Genomic DNA, 18,728 nt, shown 5'->3' with positions numbered 1-18,728 from the left:
GCGCAATTTATAAAAGTTGGCGTGTATTTTGCTTTATAAGCGCACGATATTGAATAAATGTGCATTCCCAAATACAGGAATGAAAATTGAGGTGCAGATGCCATTGCGCTATTTTAAGACAGGAACGTTCTGCTAATGGATCAATACCCAACAATTGACTACCGACTACTTGTGGATAATTTAACCACAGCAATCCTTTTGGTCGATTGTAACTTAAATATTTTTTATCTAAATTCATCATGTGAAGCATTGTTTGATATCAGCCTCTTACGTGCTGCTGGTCAACCCGTAATCAATTTACTGCATGCACCCAATGATAGCTTTAATACTTTGGAAGCACTCACCAATAGCATGAAAACAGGGCAAGCCTACACCCGCCGTGAAGCAATCATCAATGTAAACTTTAGAGATATGCATGTCGATTACTCAGTTTCTCAACTCAATACTGGACGACCTTATCACCCACTGCTATTGATCGAACTCAACCCAATCGATCGCATGTTAAAAATTTCCAAAGAAGAAAACTTAATTCAACAACACCAAGTTGCACGCCAGTTGATTCGCGGTGTTGCACATGAAATTAAAAATCCTTTAGGCGGTATCCGTGGTGCAACTCAACTTCTTGCTCGCAGCCTAAATGATCCACAATATGCTGAATTTACCGACATTATCATCAGTGAAGTGGATCGTTTACGAAATCTTGCTGACACCATGCTCGGTTCACGTCAACTGCCAAGTTATGAACCTGTCAATGTCCATGAACCTTTAGAACGTGTGCGCTCACTGATTGTCAATCAAACCAAAAAGAAAATTAAAATTACCCGTGATTATGATCTGTCATTGCCTGATGTTAAGGCTGATCGTGATCAACTGATTCAAGTCATGTTAAATATCAGCGTGAATGCCGTTCAAGCCATGACAGAAAATCGAGAGTTTTTCGTTGACCATCAACCTGAACTCACCTTACGCACACGTATTCAACGCCTCGTCACAATTAATGGTGTCTTAAATAAGTCTGCGATTCGTATCGACATTCAAGACAATGGGCCAGGTGTCCCTGAAGAAATTTTAGAATCTGTGTTCTACCCTTTGGTTACAGGTCGTGCCAAAGGGACTGGTCTTGGATTAAGCATCGCACAAAATATCATGCATCAACATAACGGAATGATTGAATGCCAATCAATTCCTGGAAAAACAGTATTTAGCTTATATTTACCTTGGGAGACTCACCATGTCGCATAATAAAATCTGGGTAATTGATGATGACCGCGCCATGCGTTGGGTCTTAGAAAAAACATTTAAAGAAGAAGGTTTTGATGTTACCAGTTTTGAAGAAGCTCAGTCTGCTTTAGACCAACTTCCACATGATGCACCAGATGTGATCCTGACTGATATTCGTATGCCAGGTATTGATGGTTTGACTTTCTTAGGCAAAGTCAAAAGCAACTATCCAGACTTACCTGTGATCATCATGACTGCACATTCAGATTTAGAATCTGCGGTTTCGAGCTATCAAACTGGTGCTTTTGAATACCTACCAAAACCATTTGATATTGATGAAGCTTTGGCTTTGGTGAATCGCGCCATTTTACATATTAACAAGTTACAACAACAAGAATCTGCCAAAGCTGCACCAATTCAATCGACTGAAATTATCGGTGAATCTCCTGCAATGCAGGAAGTGTTCCGAGCTATTGGTCGTCTTTCACAGTCTCATATCACTGTTTTAATTAATGGTGAATCTGGTACTGGTAAGGAACTGGTTGCACATGCCCTGCATCGCCATTCACCACGTAGCAGCAAGCCTTTTATTGCACTCAATATGGCGGCAATTCCAAAAGATTTGATCGAAACTGAATTATTCGGTCATGAAAAAGGGGCTTTTACGGGTGCAAACACACAACGTCAAGGTCGTTTTGAACAAGCCAATGGCGGAACACTTTTTCTTGATGAAATTGGCGATATGCCGTTTGAAACACAAACTCGCCTACTTCGTGTTTTAGCAGATGGTGAGTTTTACCGTGTAGGTGGTCATATTCCTGTACGTGTAGATGTCCGTATTGTGGCTGCAACGCATCAAGATTTAGAAAAACTGGTGCATGATGGACGTTTCCGTGAAGATTTATATCATCGCCTGAACGTAATTCGCATTCATATTCCAAAACTTGCACATCGCGCTGAAGATATACCAATGTTAGCACAACACTTTCTTGCTCGTGCAGGCAAAGAACTTGGTGTTAGTCCTAAAATTTTACGTCCAGAAACCCAAGAATATATTCAAAAACTGCCTTGGCCTGGTAATGTGCGTCAGCTAGAAAATACTTGCCGTTGGCTAACCGTCATGATCACGGGTCGTGAAGTTTATCCTGAAGACTTGCCTTCTGAGTTAAAACAAATTCCAATTAAATCAGATGCTACTGTTCATGCGCAGTCTGGAGTGGATCGTATTGCCTTACACCATTGGGATGAGTTATTGGGACAATGGGCGATTCAAAAGCTTAAAAATGGTGAGATGAAAATCCTAGACATTGCCACACCAATGTTTGAGCGCACACTCATTAATGCTGCCTTACAACAAACACGTGGTCGTAAACGTCATGCTGCCGAACTACTTGGTTGGGGACGTAATACTTTAACACGCAAACTCAAAGAGTTAGGTATGGACTCTGTTGAAGACGATGAGGAAGAAGATAAGTCTATTCTTACAGAATAATATTCAAAGCACTTAAATCTATAAAAAATAATAGTTTACTCCAACCATATTCTCAAAGAATATGGTTGTTTTTTCTTTAAGCATAGTAAAGAATAGCCACGTTAAATTTAACCTTGATCACCTAGGATTAAAATGAAAAAGACTGTTGCTGTATTGAGCATATTATCCATATTCAGTGTGGCTTGTTCTAAAAATGAACCACATGACAGCATACAGCTTGAACAACAACAAAAAGTAAACAGCATTAAAAAAAATCAAAAGCTGAATTCGGATGACTGCTTTCAATTAGAGCCTAGCTTTGAATTTACACTCAATAATGATGATTTCAATATAAAAATTGAATCGACTGAATTTAACAATCAGAAAGCCATTGCGGTGATTAAAACTGGAAATGGTATTCGCACAGACTATATTTATGATCTCACTGGTCGCACTATGCTGGCAAATTTAGATTACGGCATTGCTGCATTAGGTTCAAACCCGAATGAAGTTCTGGTAAAAACTACTTTCCAAGCTCCATTACCTACTTTTCCATCTAACATGAAACCTCAACAAAAGTTTCCCATGACTTATAATGCTGTCATCCAATCACAAACTGATGAAAATGATAAAACTGAGAATAATAAAACGATTGAAGTTCAATTTGTTGGTTTCGAAGATCTAAAATTCATTGATAATAATAACAATACTTTAGAGTTTAATCAGGCTTGTCATTTTAAATCTCAGCTCGAAGACGAAACACTTGATGAATGGTATGCGCAAGGTTTTGGTCAAATCAAATTTGTCCGCACAAAAGCTAATGGCGACGTCAAATCTAGTGAAGCGATCGGAGATGAACCTTAAATCAAGATCAAAATGATATAAGCATATTTACTGTGATTAATGATATTTTTTAAGACTTTGGCATTTGCTTTAGTCTTAAATAACGCTTTAGACGAAATGTCGTTAAAAATGCTAAAAACGAATAAAAAGAAACCCTAAAAGCAGGTTTTTGATAAATTAATAATTGCCAATCTCGCTTGTAAATAAAGCTAAATCGAAGTGAATATTCATCTAGGATCTCACAACCTGAATAGCTATCAGTTTCATAAGGTACACCCACCCATAGCTTATCCAGAACACCACGCCCGATTTCAATTAGATAAATATTTAAACTTTCTTCAAAAATCACATTATCCGTTGTAAATAATAAGTAACGATTATCAGCTACATAAAGGGCCTGTTCTAACACTTCACCCCGCACATAAATCTGCGTTGCAACACCATCTAAATAAACCTCACAAAGGGTTTCTCTATAATCATTTGCAGGTTTTATCACTATTAACTTAATGTTTTTTATTATTTTCATATCAATGTCTTAAACGAACAAATAAGTAATAAAAAAGCCAATATAAATTGGCTTTTTACGCATTCATTAGAACAATGAATTTACTTTAAAAATCCTGAAACCAAATTCATCACATTTTGAATATCATCATTTGCTTCATTGTGATCTGTTGAATCACCCTGCGGAGTCAAAGAATCAATGATTTGTGGCAATACAGTCGAAATTGCACCATAAACTTCATTGGTCGGTACATTTGCTTGTTGTGCAACTTGCTCTACTTGCTGACCACCGAATAAACCTTGGATTTGTTGAACATCAACACCACCATTACCTTGTGATGGATCCACCCAACTTTGTACCTGACCACCTAGACCCGCACCTTGCAATTTAGCCAAGGCACCTTGCAAACCACCATTCTGCTGAATCCAACCTAGAATCAACGGTACAACTGCGATCAGCAATGAAGAACCATTAAATCCACTTGATTGTTGTGGCGCTTGTTGTTGCTGACCACCCGTTAATCCACCAAGAACCGATCCAAGTACACCACCCAATCCGCCTTGTGATTGTTGTTGCCCACCGCCCAAACCACCAAGTACTGAACCTAGAACACCACCCAAGCCACCACCTAGCCCTCCTTGTGATTGTTGTTGTCCGCCAAGCGCTTGTTTCGCTAAAATTTCTACAATATTCGATAAATCGGTCATGGTTATTCCCTTTTCTAAGTTTTATGACTCGTGTACAGCATACTTGGCTTTAGAATATTCACCAAATTGAAATTGTTAAATTTTGCAATAAGTTAAAAGTTATTTTTATCTCAAGGAAAATCAAATTACCAACGGAATTTATTCCAGTTTTCAGGGTTTGCCCAAAACTTAGAATTAAACCAATCTGGCACATGCTTATAAGTCAAAATATTAAATTGCCAGAGTGCAAAATCATTTTCATGCGAAGTTTTATCAATCAATTGCGTAAAACCCAATGCACGTAATAATTGTTCATCATCAAGCTTACAAGTCACCACTATTCGTTTTGCAAATAAATCACGCAATTTCACCAAGAGTTGTGATTTCTGTGATTCTGATACATTTGACATTTCATCTGTATCCAATAACACAAATCCCAAATCATATCGCTGAGTAAAAGGCAGATTTAAAAGCTCAGATGCGTTAAAATGAAACCATTGAATTGAATGATTTGTATTGTATTGCGCTAAATTTTGCCCAATACACAATGCAGTTTGAATTGGCTGTTCTTGCGATAAATCGTCTAGCATAGAAGTGATGACATTTTGCTCAGCCATAACTGCACCTATTTTTGAGTGAGTAATTAAACATGGAACTACAAGGCATTTGCCATAAAATGCATGCAGGTCTTAGAGACCTTAGTTTAACTGATCAGCAAACACATAAGGCAAATGTTGAATATAAATTTATTTTAGATCGTTCAGAAATCGATCTTCCATTTAGTTTAGGGCAAGAAATTGAACTTGAAGCAACTGGGAATATTTATTGTGTATCGTGTGGTGCTAAAACCCCGAAATCTTATTCACAAGGTCACTGCTTTAAATGCATGAAAACCAAGGCTTCTTGCGATATGTGCATCATGAAACCTGAAACATGTCATTATCATTTAGGTACATGTCGTGAAGAAAGTTTTGCGCAAGAAGTTTGTTTTCAACCACATATTGTCTATTTGGCAAATTCAAGTGCTTTAAAAGTCGGCATCACACGTTTGGGGCAAATGCCAACGCGTTGGCTAGACCAAGGCGCAACCCAAGCTCTACCGATCATGAAAGTAGGTTCACGCCGTCTTTCAGGTCAACTTGAGGTCATGTTTGGTACACAAGTGGCTGATAAAACGGATTGGCGTAAATTACTGAAAGGTGAAGCTGATCCGATTGATTTAATTACGATTCGAGATGAATTACTGACTGAGTTTGAACCACAGATTGAATTGATCCGTGATGAGTTCAGTATGAGTTTGGATTTTAATGAAAATGTTGAAATTCTAGAAAATGAATTACCGCGTGAATTCGTCTACCCTGTTGATCTTTATCCTGAAAAAATTAAATCACATAATTTGGATAAAACCCCAGTGATTCGTGGAAAATTACAAGGGATAAAAGGTCAATATCTGATTATGGATACAGGTGTGATTAATATTCGCAAATATACAGGTTATGAGCTAAAGCTTCGTGCAGAATAACCTTTGTATTATGCCAGTTTGATATTATTCAAATTATAGCTCCACCTATGATAGCCCCTAAATTAGGGGCTATTTATTTTGCGATTACCGTCCATCATTTAACCACCTCTCATTGACAATATTTATTGTCAATTCAAACCAATCTGCTTTAATTGATTCTAAATTTCAAAATTGAAATAACAAATCAAGGAAACTAGATGCAAAATTATAATATTCGAGGCATTTTGCTACTCAGCTTAGTCGCAGCTATTACAGCGACAATATGTGATGGTTATCATGTTTATACTCACACATTAAGCTATCCCAACCCTTTACTTTTCAACCAAGCGTGGTGGGTCTTTCCTAGTTTTTTTCTTGCTTTTTCTTCTATGTCAATCAACTATTTACAACTTATTCATGCTTTACCAAATACAATTGCCACTACAGAAAGTCAAACCTCAGGATCTCTTGAACACTTAATTGAAAGCTTAATCCTTTTTGTAATGGTCTACTTACTCAGTGCCTTTGGTAACAATGATCCAAGCATGCTCAGCATCATTTTTTACAGTACTTTTATTATCCGTTTATTTTTCAGTTATGAACGAATTTTTTTAACCATTATTGCGATAATACTAGCTATTGCTGGAATGTTCTTTGAAGGTTTATTATCACATTTTGAACTGGTTGCGTATCATCATGTCGATATTTTCTATGTCCCATGGTGGTTGGGCGGTTTATATATGCACGGTGCTTTTGCTCTGAGAAGTGGTATGAGATATTTTGTGTATAACAAATAAATCTATACATGGATTGAGGACAAGTTTCCTCAATCCCGATTCAATTCAATTTATAAGCCCTAAAATCGCCTGAACAGGATCTTCACTATTCCCTGCCAATAGTTTTTTATGCATGGTGATTAACTGCATTACCTGAATTTGTGCTGTTTCCTGATTCATTAATTTTTCAATTTCATTGGCGAGGTTTTCAGGTGTCGCATCAGACTGAATCAACTCTTGAATCGCCTTTTTACCTGCAATGATATTGGGTAAAGAATAATACGGAATTTTGACCAATAACCTTGCAATCACATACGTCAACCAATTGAGCTTATAAAACGTCACCATTGGGCGATGCAACAACAAAGCCTCAAGCGTAGCAGTACCAGAAGCCAATGCCACAATATTGGCAGCATTCATTACTTGGCGACCTATTTTTGACTCTTTATCTGTATTTTCTAACAAGTGAATATTAGACACTAGGTCACTTGGATATTGCTTCAATAATTCTTCAATTTGCTGCTTACGCAAATCATTAATTGCAGGAATCAGAAATTGATAATCTGGATACTTTTTGTGAATAATTTGAGCCGCATCTAAAACCAACGGCCCTAATCGCTCAATCTCACCACGACGACTACCCGGTAAAAGCGCGATATGTTTTTGACTAATATCTAAGCCTAATTCTTGTTTTGCATCTAAAATTGGATTTTGTAATGGCAATGCACTTGCAAGTGGATGACCCACAAATGCAGCAGCAACATCAAACTTTTTATAAAAGGCTTTTTCAAATGGGAATAAACACAATACCAAATCAATACTGGCTTTAATGCCATGAACACGTCCCTGACGCCATGCCCATACGGATGGACTCACATATTGCACTGTTTTAATCGGAAGATTTTTTTGTTTTAAACTTTTAGAAAGACGTAAATTAAAATCAGGTGCGTCGATTCCAATAAAAATATCGACAGGATTTTCAGTCCATTTTTCCACCAGACCATCACGCACAGCGAATAGTTTTTTGAGATCTTTAAGAACCTCAACAATTCCCATGACTGATAAAATATCCATCGGATAAAAACTATTAAAACCTTCCGCGATCATCTGAGGGCCACCGATGCCTTCAAACTCAACATCAATACCTTGTTCACGAAAACTACGGATCAGTTTAGCGCCTAAAGTATCTCCAGATACTTCACCCACCACAATTCCAATTTTAAGTTTTCGATTTTGCAAGATATTCATCCCATTTAGCAGTCTAGGTGCATCATATCATACTCATTTATATTTCTTAAAAATGCTTAAAAACAAATAAGCTTCTCATTTCATACAAAAAGTATGCTTAAACATGCATGAAGATCATTGAAATATCTAACCGATGCTTTCACCACGATGTCATCTTGATCCAATTTGGTTGTGGTTTCCTTTGCGATGCACATCTCAATGAAATGTACAAATAATCTTCATTTAATATACTTTTCAATTATTTTTTATTCAACACCACCCTATTCGTCCTAAAATGACTTAGCAACTCAAGCGATTGAGCAACTTCAACGCTGAATTGGCTTAACAATATTCAACCCAAACACACTTACAGCAATAAGGAATCGTTATGGATAAATTACAAAAAATCACCTGCGTTGCAGACATGCAGGAAATTTATCACCGACGCGTACCTAAAATGTTTGTTGATTATTGTGATTCAGGTTCTTGGACTGAGCAAACTTGGCGACAAAATTCGGAAGACTTTAAAAAATATTTATTTCGCCAGAAAGTTTTGGTCGATATGGATAACCGCTCTGTCGCAACAAAGATGCTAGACCAACAGGTGGCAATGCCTGTTGCACTTGCACCGACTGGCTTGATCGGTATGCAACATGCGGATGGTGAAATCCTAGCTGCAAAAGCTGCTGAAAAGTTCGGTATTCCATACATTATGTCAACCATGAGCATTTGCTCAATCGAGGATGTCGCAGCAGCGACAACCAAACCTTTTTGGTTTCAACTCTACATGATGAAAGATCGTGAGTTCATGAAACAACTGATTCAACGTGCAAAACAAGCAAAATGTTCTGCGCTTGTATTGACCGCAGATTTACAGATTATGGGGCAACGCCATAAAGACATTAAAAATGGATTATCTGCACCGCCCAAATTAACCTTTGGCAATCTCATCAACATGTGTACTAAACCCACTTGGTGTTTAGGCATGCTTAGTACAAAACGTCACAGTTTTGGCAATATCGTGGGGCATGTTGAAGGCATCAGCAATACAGGTTCATTGTCCGCATGGACAACCGAACAGTTTGACATGCAACTCAGTTGGAAAGATGTAGAATGGGTTAAACAACAATGGGGCGGCAAACTGATCATCAAAGGTATCATGGAAGTTGACGATGCAATTTCTGCTGTACAAGCTGGTGCAGACGCTATTGTGGTATCCAATCATGGTGGTCGTCAATTAGACAGCGCTCCTTCAACCATTTCCGTTTTAGAAGAAATCGTCCTCGCTGTCGGTGAGCAGACTGAAGTTTATATCGACAGTGGTATTCGTACTGGACAAGATGTTTTAAAAGCCATTGCTTTAGGTGCGAAAGGTTGTCTAATCGGACGAGCTTTTATATATGGTTTGGGTGCACATGGCGAGCAAGGTGTTTATCGCGTTCTGGAAATTTTAAAGAAAGAGCTTGACCTCAGTATGGCTTTTTGTGGCAAGGTCAATATTCAAGATGTGGACAAAAGCATTTTAAGATAATGACTAATAATAAAGCATGTATTAAAAATTGAAAGGCAAAAATGGGTTGCTTAAACTAAATTCAATTAAGCAGCCTATAAAATAAAATTTTAAAAATCAAAATACTATATACACAAAAACATTAAATCGTTTTTTTTCGATATAAATAACTGGTGTAATTTTAGCTAAATCTATACAATGTATCATGCTCACCGACACATCTATTTAGACTGATTCAGTACACTTAATACTTTCAGTGCTAGTGAATTTTATTTATCTCTTTTAAATCCAAATCAATCTAAAAAAGTTACGAGGATTCCATGTTGCTACAGTGGTTTGAAAAACGCGTCGATCCCTATCCATCGAAAGGTTTAAATGAACCATTACCAACTAAATTCTTCCCTTTTGTCTGGCAAGCTGCGACTGGGGTCAAACGTTATTTACTGATTTTAATCTTATTTACAGCAGCTACCGCAAGTTTTGAGGCTTTATTTTTCTCACAAATTGGTCATTTAGTGGATTGGCTAACCCAATCAAAACCAGAGAATTTTCTCCAAAACCATCGTGAAAATTTAATCATACTCACCAGTATATTATTCGCCAATATTTTCTTTGCGAGTATGCAATCAATCGTTCGTCATCAGATTTTGTACAGCAGTTTCCCAATGCGTCTGCGTTGGAGATTCCACAACTTATTGCTTAGACAAGGCTTAGACTTCTTCCATAATGATTTTGCAGGACGTTTGTCTGCCAAAGTGATGCAAACAGCACTTGCTGTACGTGAGTTTTGGGTAATACTCGGTGATATTGTTACCTATGTAATCATTTACTTTATTACAATCAGCGTCGTACTTGGTGCGGTATCCCCTATTCTTCTCATCCCACTATTACTCTGGTTTGCACTTTTTATTCTCGCTGCGTGGTATTTTATTCCTAAACTAGGGAAAATCTCGAAGGAGCAAGCAGATGCACGCGCAGTTATGACTGGACGTGTAACCGACGCCTATACCAACATTCAAACTGTAAAGTTGTTCGCGCATGCAGGTCGTGAAAGCCAGTATGCCAAAGAATCCATGCAAGATTTTATGCGCACGGTGTTCAAGCAGATGCGCTTAGGCACATCTTATGAGATTTGCATTAACTTACTAACTATCGTGCTTTTTGTAGGTGTTTTAGGTACAGCAGTTTATCTATGGCTCCAAGGTCAAGCAGCGATTGGTGTGATTGCTGCAACCACGGCAATGATTTTAAAACTCAACAGTATGGCTGAGTTTATGATGTGGCAAACATCTCAATTATTTGAAAATGTCGGCACAATTCAAGATGGTATGCAAACACTTGGTCGTCCGATTAATATTCAAGACAAAGAAGATGCTAAACCACTGGTAGTTTCTCAAGGAAACATTCAATTTGATAATGTGACTTTTGCCTATAACAGCAAAAATGTGATTGATCACTTTAATTTAAACATTAAAGCGGGTGAAAAAATCGGGATTGTCGGGCGCTCAGGTGCAGGTAAATCCACGCTTATTCAATTGCTATTGCATTTCTACACCATCAATTCTGGAAAAATCAGCATTGATCAGCAGAATATTGAAAATGTCACGCAAGACAGTTTAAGAAAAAGCATTGCCCTCGTCACTCAAGATACGTCTTTGTTGCATCGTACTGTGGCTGAAAACATCAAATACGGTCGTCCAGATGCTACTGATGAAGAAATGTTAGAAGCTGTACGCAAGGCCAAAGCAGATGAGTTTATTCCTCAACTGTCTGACTTACGTGGTCGCACTGGCTTTGATGCTTATGTGGGCGAACGTGGTGTTAAACTCTCAGGTGGTCAACGTCAACGTATCGCCCTTGCCCGTGTATTTTTAAAAGACGCACCGATTTTAATTTTAGATGAAGCAACCAGTGCACTCGATTCTGAAGTTGAAGCAGCTATTCAGTCTAGCTTAGATGAGTTGATGGAAAACAAAACCGTCATTGCGATTGCACATCGTCTTTCAACCATTGCACAAATGGATCGCTTAATTGTGCTTGATCAAGGTCATATTGCTGAACAAGGTACACATGAGGAATTGATCGCGCAGAATGGTATTTATGCACAATTATGGCAACGACAAACGGGTGGTTTTTTGGTTGAACCTGAACTTAAAAAAGCTGAATCCGATGAGGAGGATGAAGCACCCATAAAATAACTATCTGAATAACCAACAAAAGCCATGCTCTATTTCGCATGGCTTTTTTATTGAGTGAAAATATATTGGATAAGAGCTTATAAAATCTATTTTTTATTCGCTTCTAATTTCACGGCTTGCATACCTTTATTTAACTTATTTAAGAAATGCACAAAAGTTACTTTATCATCAAAAGCAAAACCATCCATTGCTTGACGGTAATATTCATATATTTTTAGTTCAAGTTGATCCCAAAAAATCCGTCCCTCTTCTGTCATCATCACTTTCTTGGCACGGCGATCTACTTGATCTGCAAATCTGACGACATGCTGGTCACGCTCTAAACGCTTTAACACACCATCTAAGTTTTGACGACTCACACCTAAATATTCAGTGAGATCAGAAAACGACATTCCCTCACGAACTTGCTCTCTAGACAAAGCACCCAATACCGCCCAATGCACAGGAGAAACACCAAGTTCTTTACTACTCATACGGTCAAGCGTATTACCCAATTGAAATAATCTAAAGGTTAAACGGTTATTGATGGCATATAAATTAGCATCATGCGTGCTAATCTGTTCATTTGACATTACACAAGATCCAAACTGTCTTTATCATTTATTGTTATTAGAGAAAAATATCCTTATAAGCAATTTCTCTAAAACATATCCAAAAGCTTAATGTTTTTAACATATTTATAGACTGAAAAACACCTTTACCCTGCTTTAAACACAAATTTCTATCAATTCAGATGTTTATGACATCCACAATCCAGTATGAAAATCAGCCACATAAATATTCAGATATATTTAAAAAGCACAATAAAGAATCTCTTCATTCGATATTTAAGCAAAAAACATGAAACCAAAACAATCATATTAATGACAATATATTTACATTAAATTTAAAAACTTTTACTCACCCAAGCTAAATTTAGCTTTTAAGTGTTTTTTAAAATCGACAATAACAACCAAATGAAAAATTCATACCTTAGTCGAATTGTTTAATTTTTAATTCTTTTTTAAAAACACAAATTAATGATATTTATAGTTTTTATACTTATATATTTAAAATATATATCAATATATTGACATTATTTTATTTTTTTATATATTCGTAGAGTACATTTTACACGCAATCCACGATGACAAAAATATCGAATGACATGAAGTTATTCTCTAAAAAGTGTCAATAGCGTTATAAATTTATACCAATGGTTTGACATAATTAATAAGTATGGAGTACTTATGCAGTACATTGATGTACAGAAAACGGTTGATGAAGCCAAGCTCAATAAATTTCATCTCAAAGTTTTATTTTGGTGTTTTTTAATTATCGTCATTGATGGTTATGACATTGCTGTGGCTGGGGCTGCAATTCCTTCCATCATGGAACAAATGAACGTTACTGCATCTACTGCAGGCTTTATGGCAAGCTCTGCGCTGTTTGGTATGATGTTTGGTGCGATTTTCTTTGGTGGATTATCGGAAAAAATTGGTCGTCGTTGGACGATTTCAATCTGTGTATTCTTATTCAGTGTTTTCACTGCTGCAGCAGGTTTGTGCAAAGATCCAGTCAGCTTTAGCGTATTGCGCTTTATTGCAGGTCTAGGAATCGGTGGGGTGATGCCAAATATTGTCGCGCACATGACAGAATATGCGCCTAAGAAAATCCGTAGCTTAATGACTACGATGATGTTCTCTGGCTATGCGGTTGGTGGTATTTTAGCGGCAGCATTGGGTAAGCAATTTATTGTCGAATATGGTTGGCAAATTGTATTTTTTGCCGCGGGTGTTCCAGTATTTATTATCCCCTTCATTTTAAAATTTCTTCCTGAGTCCATGACGTATTTAGAGAAGAAAAAAGATATGGCTCAACTCAATGAGATTATTCAAAAAATTGAGCCGAGTTTAGTCATCAACAATTCTACGACGCTTAAATTCCCAGAGGCAGTGAAAGTTGAATCTGTTCCAGTTGCGCAACTGTTTAGTGATGGTCGTTTACTGAGTTCAGTAATGTTTTGGGTTGCCTTCTTCACTGGTTTATTTATGATTTATTCGCTCAGTACTTGGCTGACCAAACTCATGGCTTTATCTGGTTATAGTTTAGGTTCCGCACTGAGCTTCGTCATAGCACTGAATGTTGGCGCTGTGATAGGTTGTGCGGTTGGTGGTTGGTTGGCGGATCGCTTCCATATCAAATGGGTATTGGTCACAATGTACTTCTTAGGTGGCGTGTTCTTATACATGATGACCTTTGATAATTCTCAAACTGCTCTGTACTTTATTATTGCGGCTGTAGGTGCATGTTCTACGGGTGCTCAAATTGTCGCTTATGCCTATTGTGGACAATTCTATCCAAGCAATATCCGTTCAACAGGCATTGGCATGGCGGGTGGTATTGGTCGCTTAGGTGCAATCATGGCACCACTGATCATCGGCTATATCGTTGCACTTAATTTACCTTTAGAACAAAACTTTATGGTTATTGCGGCAGCAGGTATCATTGGTGCTATTGGTTTAGCATTTATTAATCACGATAAAGCAGCTGCTTAGTTAAAAATTATTTAGAATCAATAAAAAAGCTCCTTTCTAGGAGCTTTTTTATTGTCGGTAAAATCAATTAATACCAATTCATTAACGATACACCGAGCCCCACATAGGTCGCACGGTGATTATAATCAATCAAGCTTTCACCATAACCATCAAACAATTGGAAATGACCACGTAAGTTGCCTTTAATTGGAAATGCCCAATCAAACTGAGCCGCACCATGCGAATCGTCACCACCTTTTAAAGAATGACGTAGCATTAAAGAAAATTCATTTTCTTTCCAACGATAAAATGCAGTTAAATCACCACGTCCGATATAGTTTTTAATATCGGGGTTATTATCGTCTTTAAAATCTTCTTCAATGCGATACCAAGGGCGTAGCATCAAAGCAAAATTATCTGTTTCAAAACCTAGATTAAAAATCACACGGTTCCAACTACGTGATAATGGATCTGAACGACCATTGGATTGGTGATTCAAAGTTAAACCCAATAAACGCCCGTTTAAACCCAATACATTATAATTGGTATGGAACATTAAACTGGCTTCAGGCTCATAGTTGGTTTCACGAAATGGTCTTGATTCCTCACTATTGTATACCTGCCAACGAGAAGACTGTGTATAGCCTAACCATACATCACCATTACTTCCAAACAGATTCTCAGCAGCCTTAGTTTTCAAAGATATTTGGAATTTTGCTTCCATCGACTTTAAATTTTGCTGTTCTGTCTCTGTATTGTCTGGATTTGGACTATGTGGTAATTCATTCTTTTCACTCGTCCAAAATGCAGGAAGCAAATAAACAGGTTGATGTGCACGAATATTCCATGTACCCAATTTACTGTCTTGCGCCAATTCCCAACGTCGATCCAATAAGGAACTATTTGGATTAATTTTATCACCGTGTACTGCGAAAAGAATTTCTGCTTTTTGGCTAATTTTTTCTTTTAATGTCGTCGGTTCAACTTTAGCGACTTCTATATCTTGTGCTGCACGTTGTTCTGATACAAGTACAGGTGTAGGTGCCGTCGTTGTTTTAAATAGCTTGTCATAACATGCTAAACGATCCGAACTCGACTCTAGAGCAACACATGCTTGCGTACTTGCAGGTGCAACTTGATTGCTATCTTCAGCTTGAGCTGTACCCACTAAACCAAAACTGAGCATCATCGAGATGCTCAGATTTAATGGTGTACGTTCAAAATTTTTGAACGTCATAAATTTCTCCGAAACGAAATTATTGAGAATTGACTTAATTCACTTTTTTTATTTCAAACCCTAATTGTTCCAAAGTTTCTTTTTTCGCTACTGGAGCAACCACAGCTCTTACAGGTTTCTGTTCAAGCAAATAGGTTTGTGTCACACGTTTAAGGTCATCGAGTGTAACGCTAAGTAAGCGCTCACGTAATTGCTTTCTAAACGCAGGTGTCCGTCCATGAAGCAATGAATAACAAGCCGTAATCGCCTCACCCGCTGGCGAACCAGGTTTATCCATACTTGAAACCAAACCTAAAATTGCTTCTTCAAGTTGATAAGCTTGTTGTTCTTTATTCAACAACCAATCCAGACTGGCTTCAAAGTCAGCAAAAGTTTCAGCTAAACGTGGATCACGGTAACTATAGAAACGGAATGAACAAGCATTACCATCGTAGCTTGCGCCACCACCGTATGCACCACCTTTTTCACGAATCGCGCTATGTAAGAAACCATTACGTAAATAGCCTGCCAACACCATCAACGGTGCAGCATCAGGATGAGCAACATCCACAGCTTGGTATGCTGAGGCACAGAATTGTACATTGGCTTGGATCAACCATGCTTGATCTAGGTTACCGCTCTCAGGTTCAACTTCTGTTAAATAAACGGGAGATTGATCAACTGCTAATTTATCCCAAACGTTTTGTATTTCTTCAACTAAACGTTCAGAATGATGCTCTTCACAGACCAATAAAAATTGTTTCGGTGCAAGCATCAAGCCACGATGAATCGCTTTTAATTCATCAATCAAGGCATCATAAGCAGCTTCATCTTTCTCGATTTTATTGACTAAATCACCTAACCAATTCAGCGCACCTAAACCTGTATTGTCATAATCGCGTTTCGCCAATGCACTCATATTACGAGAAGCAATTTGCATTGCATAGCTATGACCAGAACCTGATAAACGTGAAGCCCAACGCGTTTTACGTTGTTGCAATAACTCAATGATACGGTCTTTTTCATCGAAACGTAATTTCTCAAAAGCCAATTTAAGCAATTGAATCGCATCGAATTTATTAGTCAGTGATTTAGTGGTTAATGTTAACCACGCACTGATTTGACCTTTATCATCAGTTTTAGAGCGCAGTGATGCACCCATGCCCAAGCCACCACTCACCGCAGTTTGCAGTTGTTGGAATGCTAAATAGTCGTATTCATCTGCACCCACTTCCCCCATCAAGATTGATAATAAATTGAAGTATGGAGATTGAACAATTTGCTGTGGAATTTGAATCAAAACTTGTTGATAGTAAATTCCATTGGTTCCTGCATGATATAAGTTCAATGGCATATCAATACCATTAGAAATCACTTCACGCAGTTGCCCTTGCACAATTGCAAGTTCAGCAGGAATATCTTCCAAGCCAACTTTTGGCAATAAGTTCAAATCATCTGGGGTTTCTTGACGAATTTTTAAGGCTTCAGTTTGTGCATTAATTTCAGCTTTATCTGCGTCAGTTAATGATGCACCGATTTTGGCTAAACGTGCTTTTTCATCTTCCGCTTCTTTTACAGATTTAGTTGCATCTGGAACTAAAGTCATTTGTACACGGTGTGGATTATCCAATAAATGGGTTTGGATTAAATTCGACAACCACATCGGATCTTTGAGTTCTTCTTTAACATTGGCAATCACAGTATCGACATCCCAAGTTTCAATTGGGTCATTGTGATGAATTGCGCTACCTAAACCATTCAAAATCAAAGTCAAACCATAAGGTGTACCATCACCGCCAATCTCACGTTGATGTAATTCGATTTGATGTAAAATCGCATCAACCATGTCTTGGTCTACAGGTTTAGACGCCACATCTTGCAAAATATTCAACACACCATTTTTAAACGTTTCTGCATGTTCAGGGTTTGAACCTTGCACACCACAATAGAACGTCATTTCATAGTTCGAATCATCTACGCCCATGATTGGACCTGTAGACTGCGCATAACCACATGTTTCTAAATAATGACGTAATGGAGAAGCTGAGTTTTCTAACAGAATACCTTCAACCAAACGCATCCCTAAACGTAACTTCACATCACTGGTTTTTGGCAATAACCAAGAAATAATATGGTAAGTTTTATCCTTTAAATCTTCAGCATCGACAGCATAAGTTTCTTCAACTTCGATTGGTGCTGTTAAACGTTGCTCTTCTTTGGAATAAATGGTTTCACCTTTGCCAAACTTAGACAGTGCTAATTTTTCAAACTGTTCTTGCAATTTATATGCAGGCTCATCACCAAAAGTCATGAAAATTGCATTACTTGGATGGTAATGTGATTTATAGAAAGCCACTAACTCATCGTAAGTTAAATCTGGAATATCTTTAGGATCACCACCTGAATTGTAGTGGTAGGTGGTTTTCGGGAATAAATGATGCGCCAATTGATGATAAAGCTGATCTGAAGGAGAACTCATCGCCCCTTTCATTTCATTGAAAACCACACCTTTATAGACAGGCTCACCATTTTCAAGCTCAATACGAATACCTTCTTGGGCAAAATCCAAAGGATTCAAATTGGCTGCAAAAGCTGCATCCATATACACTTCAAGTAAGTTCTGGAAGTCTTTTTTGTTTTGTGTCGCAAATGGATAAGCCGTCCAATCTGCCGCAGTAAACGCATTCATAAATGTATTTAATGAACGACGAATCATCAGAAAGAATGGGTCACGGACTGGGAATTTTTCTGAACCACATAGTGCTGTATGTTCAAGAATATGTGCCTCACCTTTGGAATCCATCGGCTGAGTACGGAATGCAACTAAAAAGACATTTTCGTCATGATCAGTTGCTAAATGGTAGTGCATTGCACCAGTCACTTTATGTTTATATTCAGACACTAAAATGTCTAAAGCTTCTACATGGTGTTGACGTACCAGCTGAAACGCAGGATGTACAGTTTGGGCTAAGGTTTCAGTGACATCTACAGTCATGCGATCTCCAAATATTCAATATTTATAACTATCCTCAAGTATAACGCAAACTCAGATAAATGC

General features: G+C 37.8%; 15 protein-coding genes. 8 read left to right on the top strand and 7 right to left on the bottom strand.

The annotated features are described in order from the left end of the window. Nucleotides 1–135 precede the first annotated feature (135 nt). The 3 genes from glnL to EXE09_RS11535 all read left to right on the top strand — a co-directional run bounded on the left by glnL (nucleotide 136) and on the right by EXE09_RS11535 (nucleotide 3,556). Nucleotides 136–1,242 carry a nitrogen regulation protein NR(II) gene (gene glnL, locus EXE09_RS11545; protein WP_087551783.1) on the top strand — a complete coding sequence of 369 codons (1,107 nt, stop codon included), beginning with the start codon at nucleotides 136–138 and terminating at the stop codon, nucleotides 1,240–1,242. Further along, a complete protein-coding gene (gene glnG, locus EXE09_RS11540) occupies nucleotides 1,232–2,713 on the top strand; it encodes a nitrogen regulation protein NR(I) (protein ID WP_068974606.1) in 1,482 nt (493 codons plus the stop codon). Before glnL ends, glnG begins: the two co-directional genes overlap by 11 nt. Before the next feature lie 132 nt (nucleotides 2,714–2,845). Continuing rightward, complete coding sequence (locus tag EXE09_RS11535) at nucleotides 2,846–3,556, top strand: hypothetical protein (protein WP_130113110.1); 711 nt, start codon at nucleotides 2,846–2,848, stop codon at nucleotides 3,554–3,556. A 49-nt stretch (nucleotides 3,557–3,605) separates the two neighbouring features. On the opposite strand, the gene EXE09_RS11530 is transcribed toward EXE09_RS11535, so the two are convergent. The 3 genes from EXE09_RS11530 to EXE09_RS11520 form a co-directional block, all read right to left on the bottom strand. Continuing rightward, nucleotides 3,606–4,061: a hypothetical protein gene (locus EXE09_RS11530; RefSeq protein WP_130117369.1), complete on the bottom strand. Its 456-nt coding sequence runs from the start codon at nucleotides 4,059–4,061 to the stop codon at nucleotides 3,606–3,608. An 80-nt stretch (nucleotides 4,062–4,141) separates the two neighbouring features. Beyond that, entirely contained in the window at nucleotides 4,142–4,747 is a 606-nt protein-coding gene (locus EXE09_RS11525; RefSeq protein WP_068974603.1) for a YidB family protein, read from the bottom strand. A gap of 125 nt (nucleotides 4,748–4,872) precedes the next feature. Next, entirely contained in the window at nucleotides 4,873–5,343 is a 471-nt protein-coding gene (locus EXE09_RS11520) for a DUF6231 family protein (RefSeq protein WP_068974602.1), read from the bottom strand. Nucleotides 5,344–5,375: 32 nt separating this feature from the next. On the opposite strand from EXE09_RS11520, the gene EXE09_RS11515 reads away from it, so the two are divergent. Together EXE09_RS11515 and EXE09_RS11510 are read left to right on the top strand one after the other, a co-directional pair. After that, nucleotides 5,376–6,248, top strand: coding sequence for a DUF2797 domain-containing protein (locus EXE09_RS11515; RefSeq protein ID WP_130117368.1), 873 nt, complete (start codon nucleotides 5,376–5,378; stop codon nucleotides 6,246–6,248). Between the two features lie 197 nt (nucleotides 6,249–6,445). Beyond that, a complete protein-coding gene (locus EXE09_RS11510; RefSeq protein ID WP_130117367.1) occupies nucleotides 6,446–7,024 on the top strand; it encodes a hypothetical protein in 579 nt (192 codons plus the stop codon). 45 nt (nucleotides 7,025–7,069) lie between these two features. On the opposite strand, the gene lpxB is transcribed toward EXE09_RS11510, so the two are convergent. Further along, the gene (lpxB, locus tag EXE09_RS11505; RefSeq protein WP_130117366.1) at nucleotides 7,070–8,242 is read right to left on the bottom strand and encodes a lipid-A-disaccharide synthase; all 1,173 of its coding nucleotides are present in this window, start codon (nucleotides 8,240–8,242) and stop codon (nucleotides 7,070–7,072) included. A gap of 376 nt (nucleotides 8,243–8,618) precedes the next feature. Here lpxB and EXE09_RS11500 point away from each other — a divergent pair, with 376 nt between their 5' ends. Both EXE09_RS11500 and EXE09_RS11495 read left to right on the top strand, forming a co-directional pair. Further along, nucleotides 8,619–9,761 carry an alpha-hydroxy acid oxidase gene (locus EXE09_RS11500; RefSeq protein WP_130117365.1) on the top strand — a complete coding sequence of 381 codons (1,143 nt, stop codon included), beginning with the start codon at nucleotides 8,619–8,621 and terminating at the stop codon, nucleotides 9,759–9,761. A 302-nt stretch (nucleotides 9,762–10,063) separates the two neighbouring features. After that, on the top strand, nucleotides 10,064–11,938 hold the full coding sequence (locus tag EXE09_RS11495; protein WP_165382062.1) for an ABC transporter ATP-binding protein: 1,875 nt from the start codon (nucleotides 10,064–10,066) through the stop codon (nucleotides 11,936–11,938). Between the two features lie 86 nt (nucleotides 11,939–12,024). Here the strand turns inward: EXE09_RS11495 and EXE09_RS11490 are convergent, their stop codons facing one another. Next, nucleotides 12,025–12,510, bottom strand: coding sequence for a MarR family winged helix-turn-helix transcriptional regulator (locus EXE09_RS11490; protein ID WP_068974597.1), 486 nt, complete (start codon nucleotides 12,508–12,510; stop codon nucleotides 12,025–12,027). 657 nt (nucleotides 12,511–13,167) lie between these two features. Between EXE09_RS11490 and EXE09_RS11485 the strand changes: the two genes are divergently transcribed. Beyond that, entirely contained in the window at nucleotides 13,168–14,475 is a 1,308-nt protein-coding gene (locus tag EXE09_RS11485) for an MFS transporter (RefSeq protein WP_130112455.1), read from the top strand. Between the two features lie 67 nt (nucleotides 14,476–14,542). On the opposite strand, the gene EXE09_RS11480 is transcribed toward EXE09_RS11485, so the two are convergent. Then, nucleotides 14,543–15,691, bottom strand: a complete 1,149-nt coding sequence (locus EXE09_RS11480) for a phospholipase A (RefSeq protein WP_130117363.1) — start codon at nucleotides 15,689–15,691, stop codon at nucleotides 14,543–14,545. A 34-nt stretch (nucleotides 15,692–15,725) separates the two neighbouring features. After that, on the bottom strand, nucleotides 15,726–18,665 hold the full coding sequence (locus EXE09_RS11475; RefSeq protein ID WP_130117362.1) for an insulinase family protein: 2,940 nt from the start codon (nucleotides 18,663–18,665) through the stop codon (nucleotides 15,726–15,728). Nucleotides 18,666–18,728 lie beyond the last annotated feature (63 nt).

Origin of the sequence: Acinetobacter sp. WCHAc060025 (assembly GCF_004209355.1) — a bacterium.
Lineage (GTDB): Bacteria > Pseudomonadota > Gammaproteobacteria > Pseudomonadales > Moraxellaceae > Acinetobacter > Acinetobacter wuhouensis.
The sequence above is the reverse complement of the archived record's forward strand: the minus strand, read 5'-3'. Positions and strand labels throughout refer to the sequence as shown.

What these genes read in the sequence shown, in the direction of transcription:
- EXE09_RS11510 (WP_130117367.1), top strand. Translation starts at nt 6,446, where the DNA reads ATGCAAAATTATAATATTCGAGGCATTTTGCTACTCAGCTTAGTCGCA.
- EXE09_RS11515 (WP_130117368.1), top strand. Translation starts at nt 5,376, where the DNA reads ATGGAACTACAAGGCATTTGCCATAAAATGCATGCAGGTCTTAGAGAC.
- EXE09_RS11535 (WP_130113110.1), top strand. Translation starts at nt 2,846, where the DNA reads ATGAAAAAGACTGTTGCTGTATTGAGCATATTATCCATATTCAGTGTG.
- glnL (WP_087551783.1), top strand. Translation starts at nt 136, where the DNA reads ATGGATCAATACCCAACAATTGACTACCGACTACTTGTGGATAATTTA.
- EXE09_RS11525 (WP_068974603.1), bottom strand. Translation starts at nt 4,747, where the DNA reads ATGACCGATTTATCGAATATTGTAGAAATTTTAGCGAAACAAGCGCTT.
- EXE09_RS11480 (WP_130117363.1), bottom strand. Translation starts at nt 15,691, where the DNA reads ATGACGTTCAAAAATTTTGAACGTACACCATTAAATCTGAGCATCTCG.
- EXE09_RS11485 (WP_130112455.1), top strand. Translation starts at nt 13,168, where the DNA reads ATGCAGTACATTGATGTACAGAAAACGGTTGATGAAGCCAAGCTCAAT.
- EXE09_RS11530 (WP_130117369.1), bottom strand. Translation starts at nt 4,061, where the DNA reads ATGAAAATAATAAAAAACATTAAGTTAATAGTGATAAAACCTGCAAAT.
- EXE09_RS11475 (WP_130117362.1), bottom strand. Translation starts at nt 18,665, where the DNA reads ATGACTGTAGATGTCACTGAAACCTTAGCCCAAACTGTACATCCTGCG.
- EXE09_RS11520 (WP_068974602.1), bottom strand. Translation starts at nt 5,343, where the DNA reads ATGGCTGAGCAAAATGTCATCACTTCTATGCTAGACGATTTATCGCAA.
- EXE09_RS11500 (WP_130117365.1), top strand. Translation starts at nt 8,619, where the DNA reads ATGGATAAATTACAAAAAATCACCTGCGTTGCAGACATGCAGGAAATT.
- glnG (WP_068974606.1), top strand. Translation starts at nt 1,232, where the DNA reads ATGTCGCATAATAAAATCTGGGTAATTGATGATGACCGCGCCATGCGT.
- EXE09_RS11490 (WP_068974597.1), bottom strand. Translation starts at nt 12,510, where the DNA reads ATGTCAAATGAACAGATTAGCACGCATGATGCTAATTTATATGCCATC.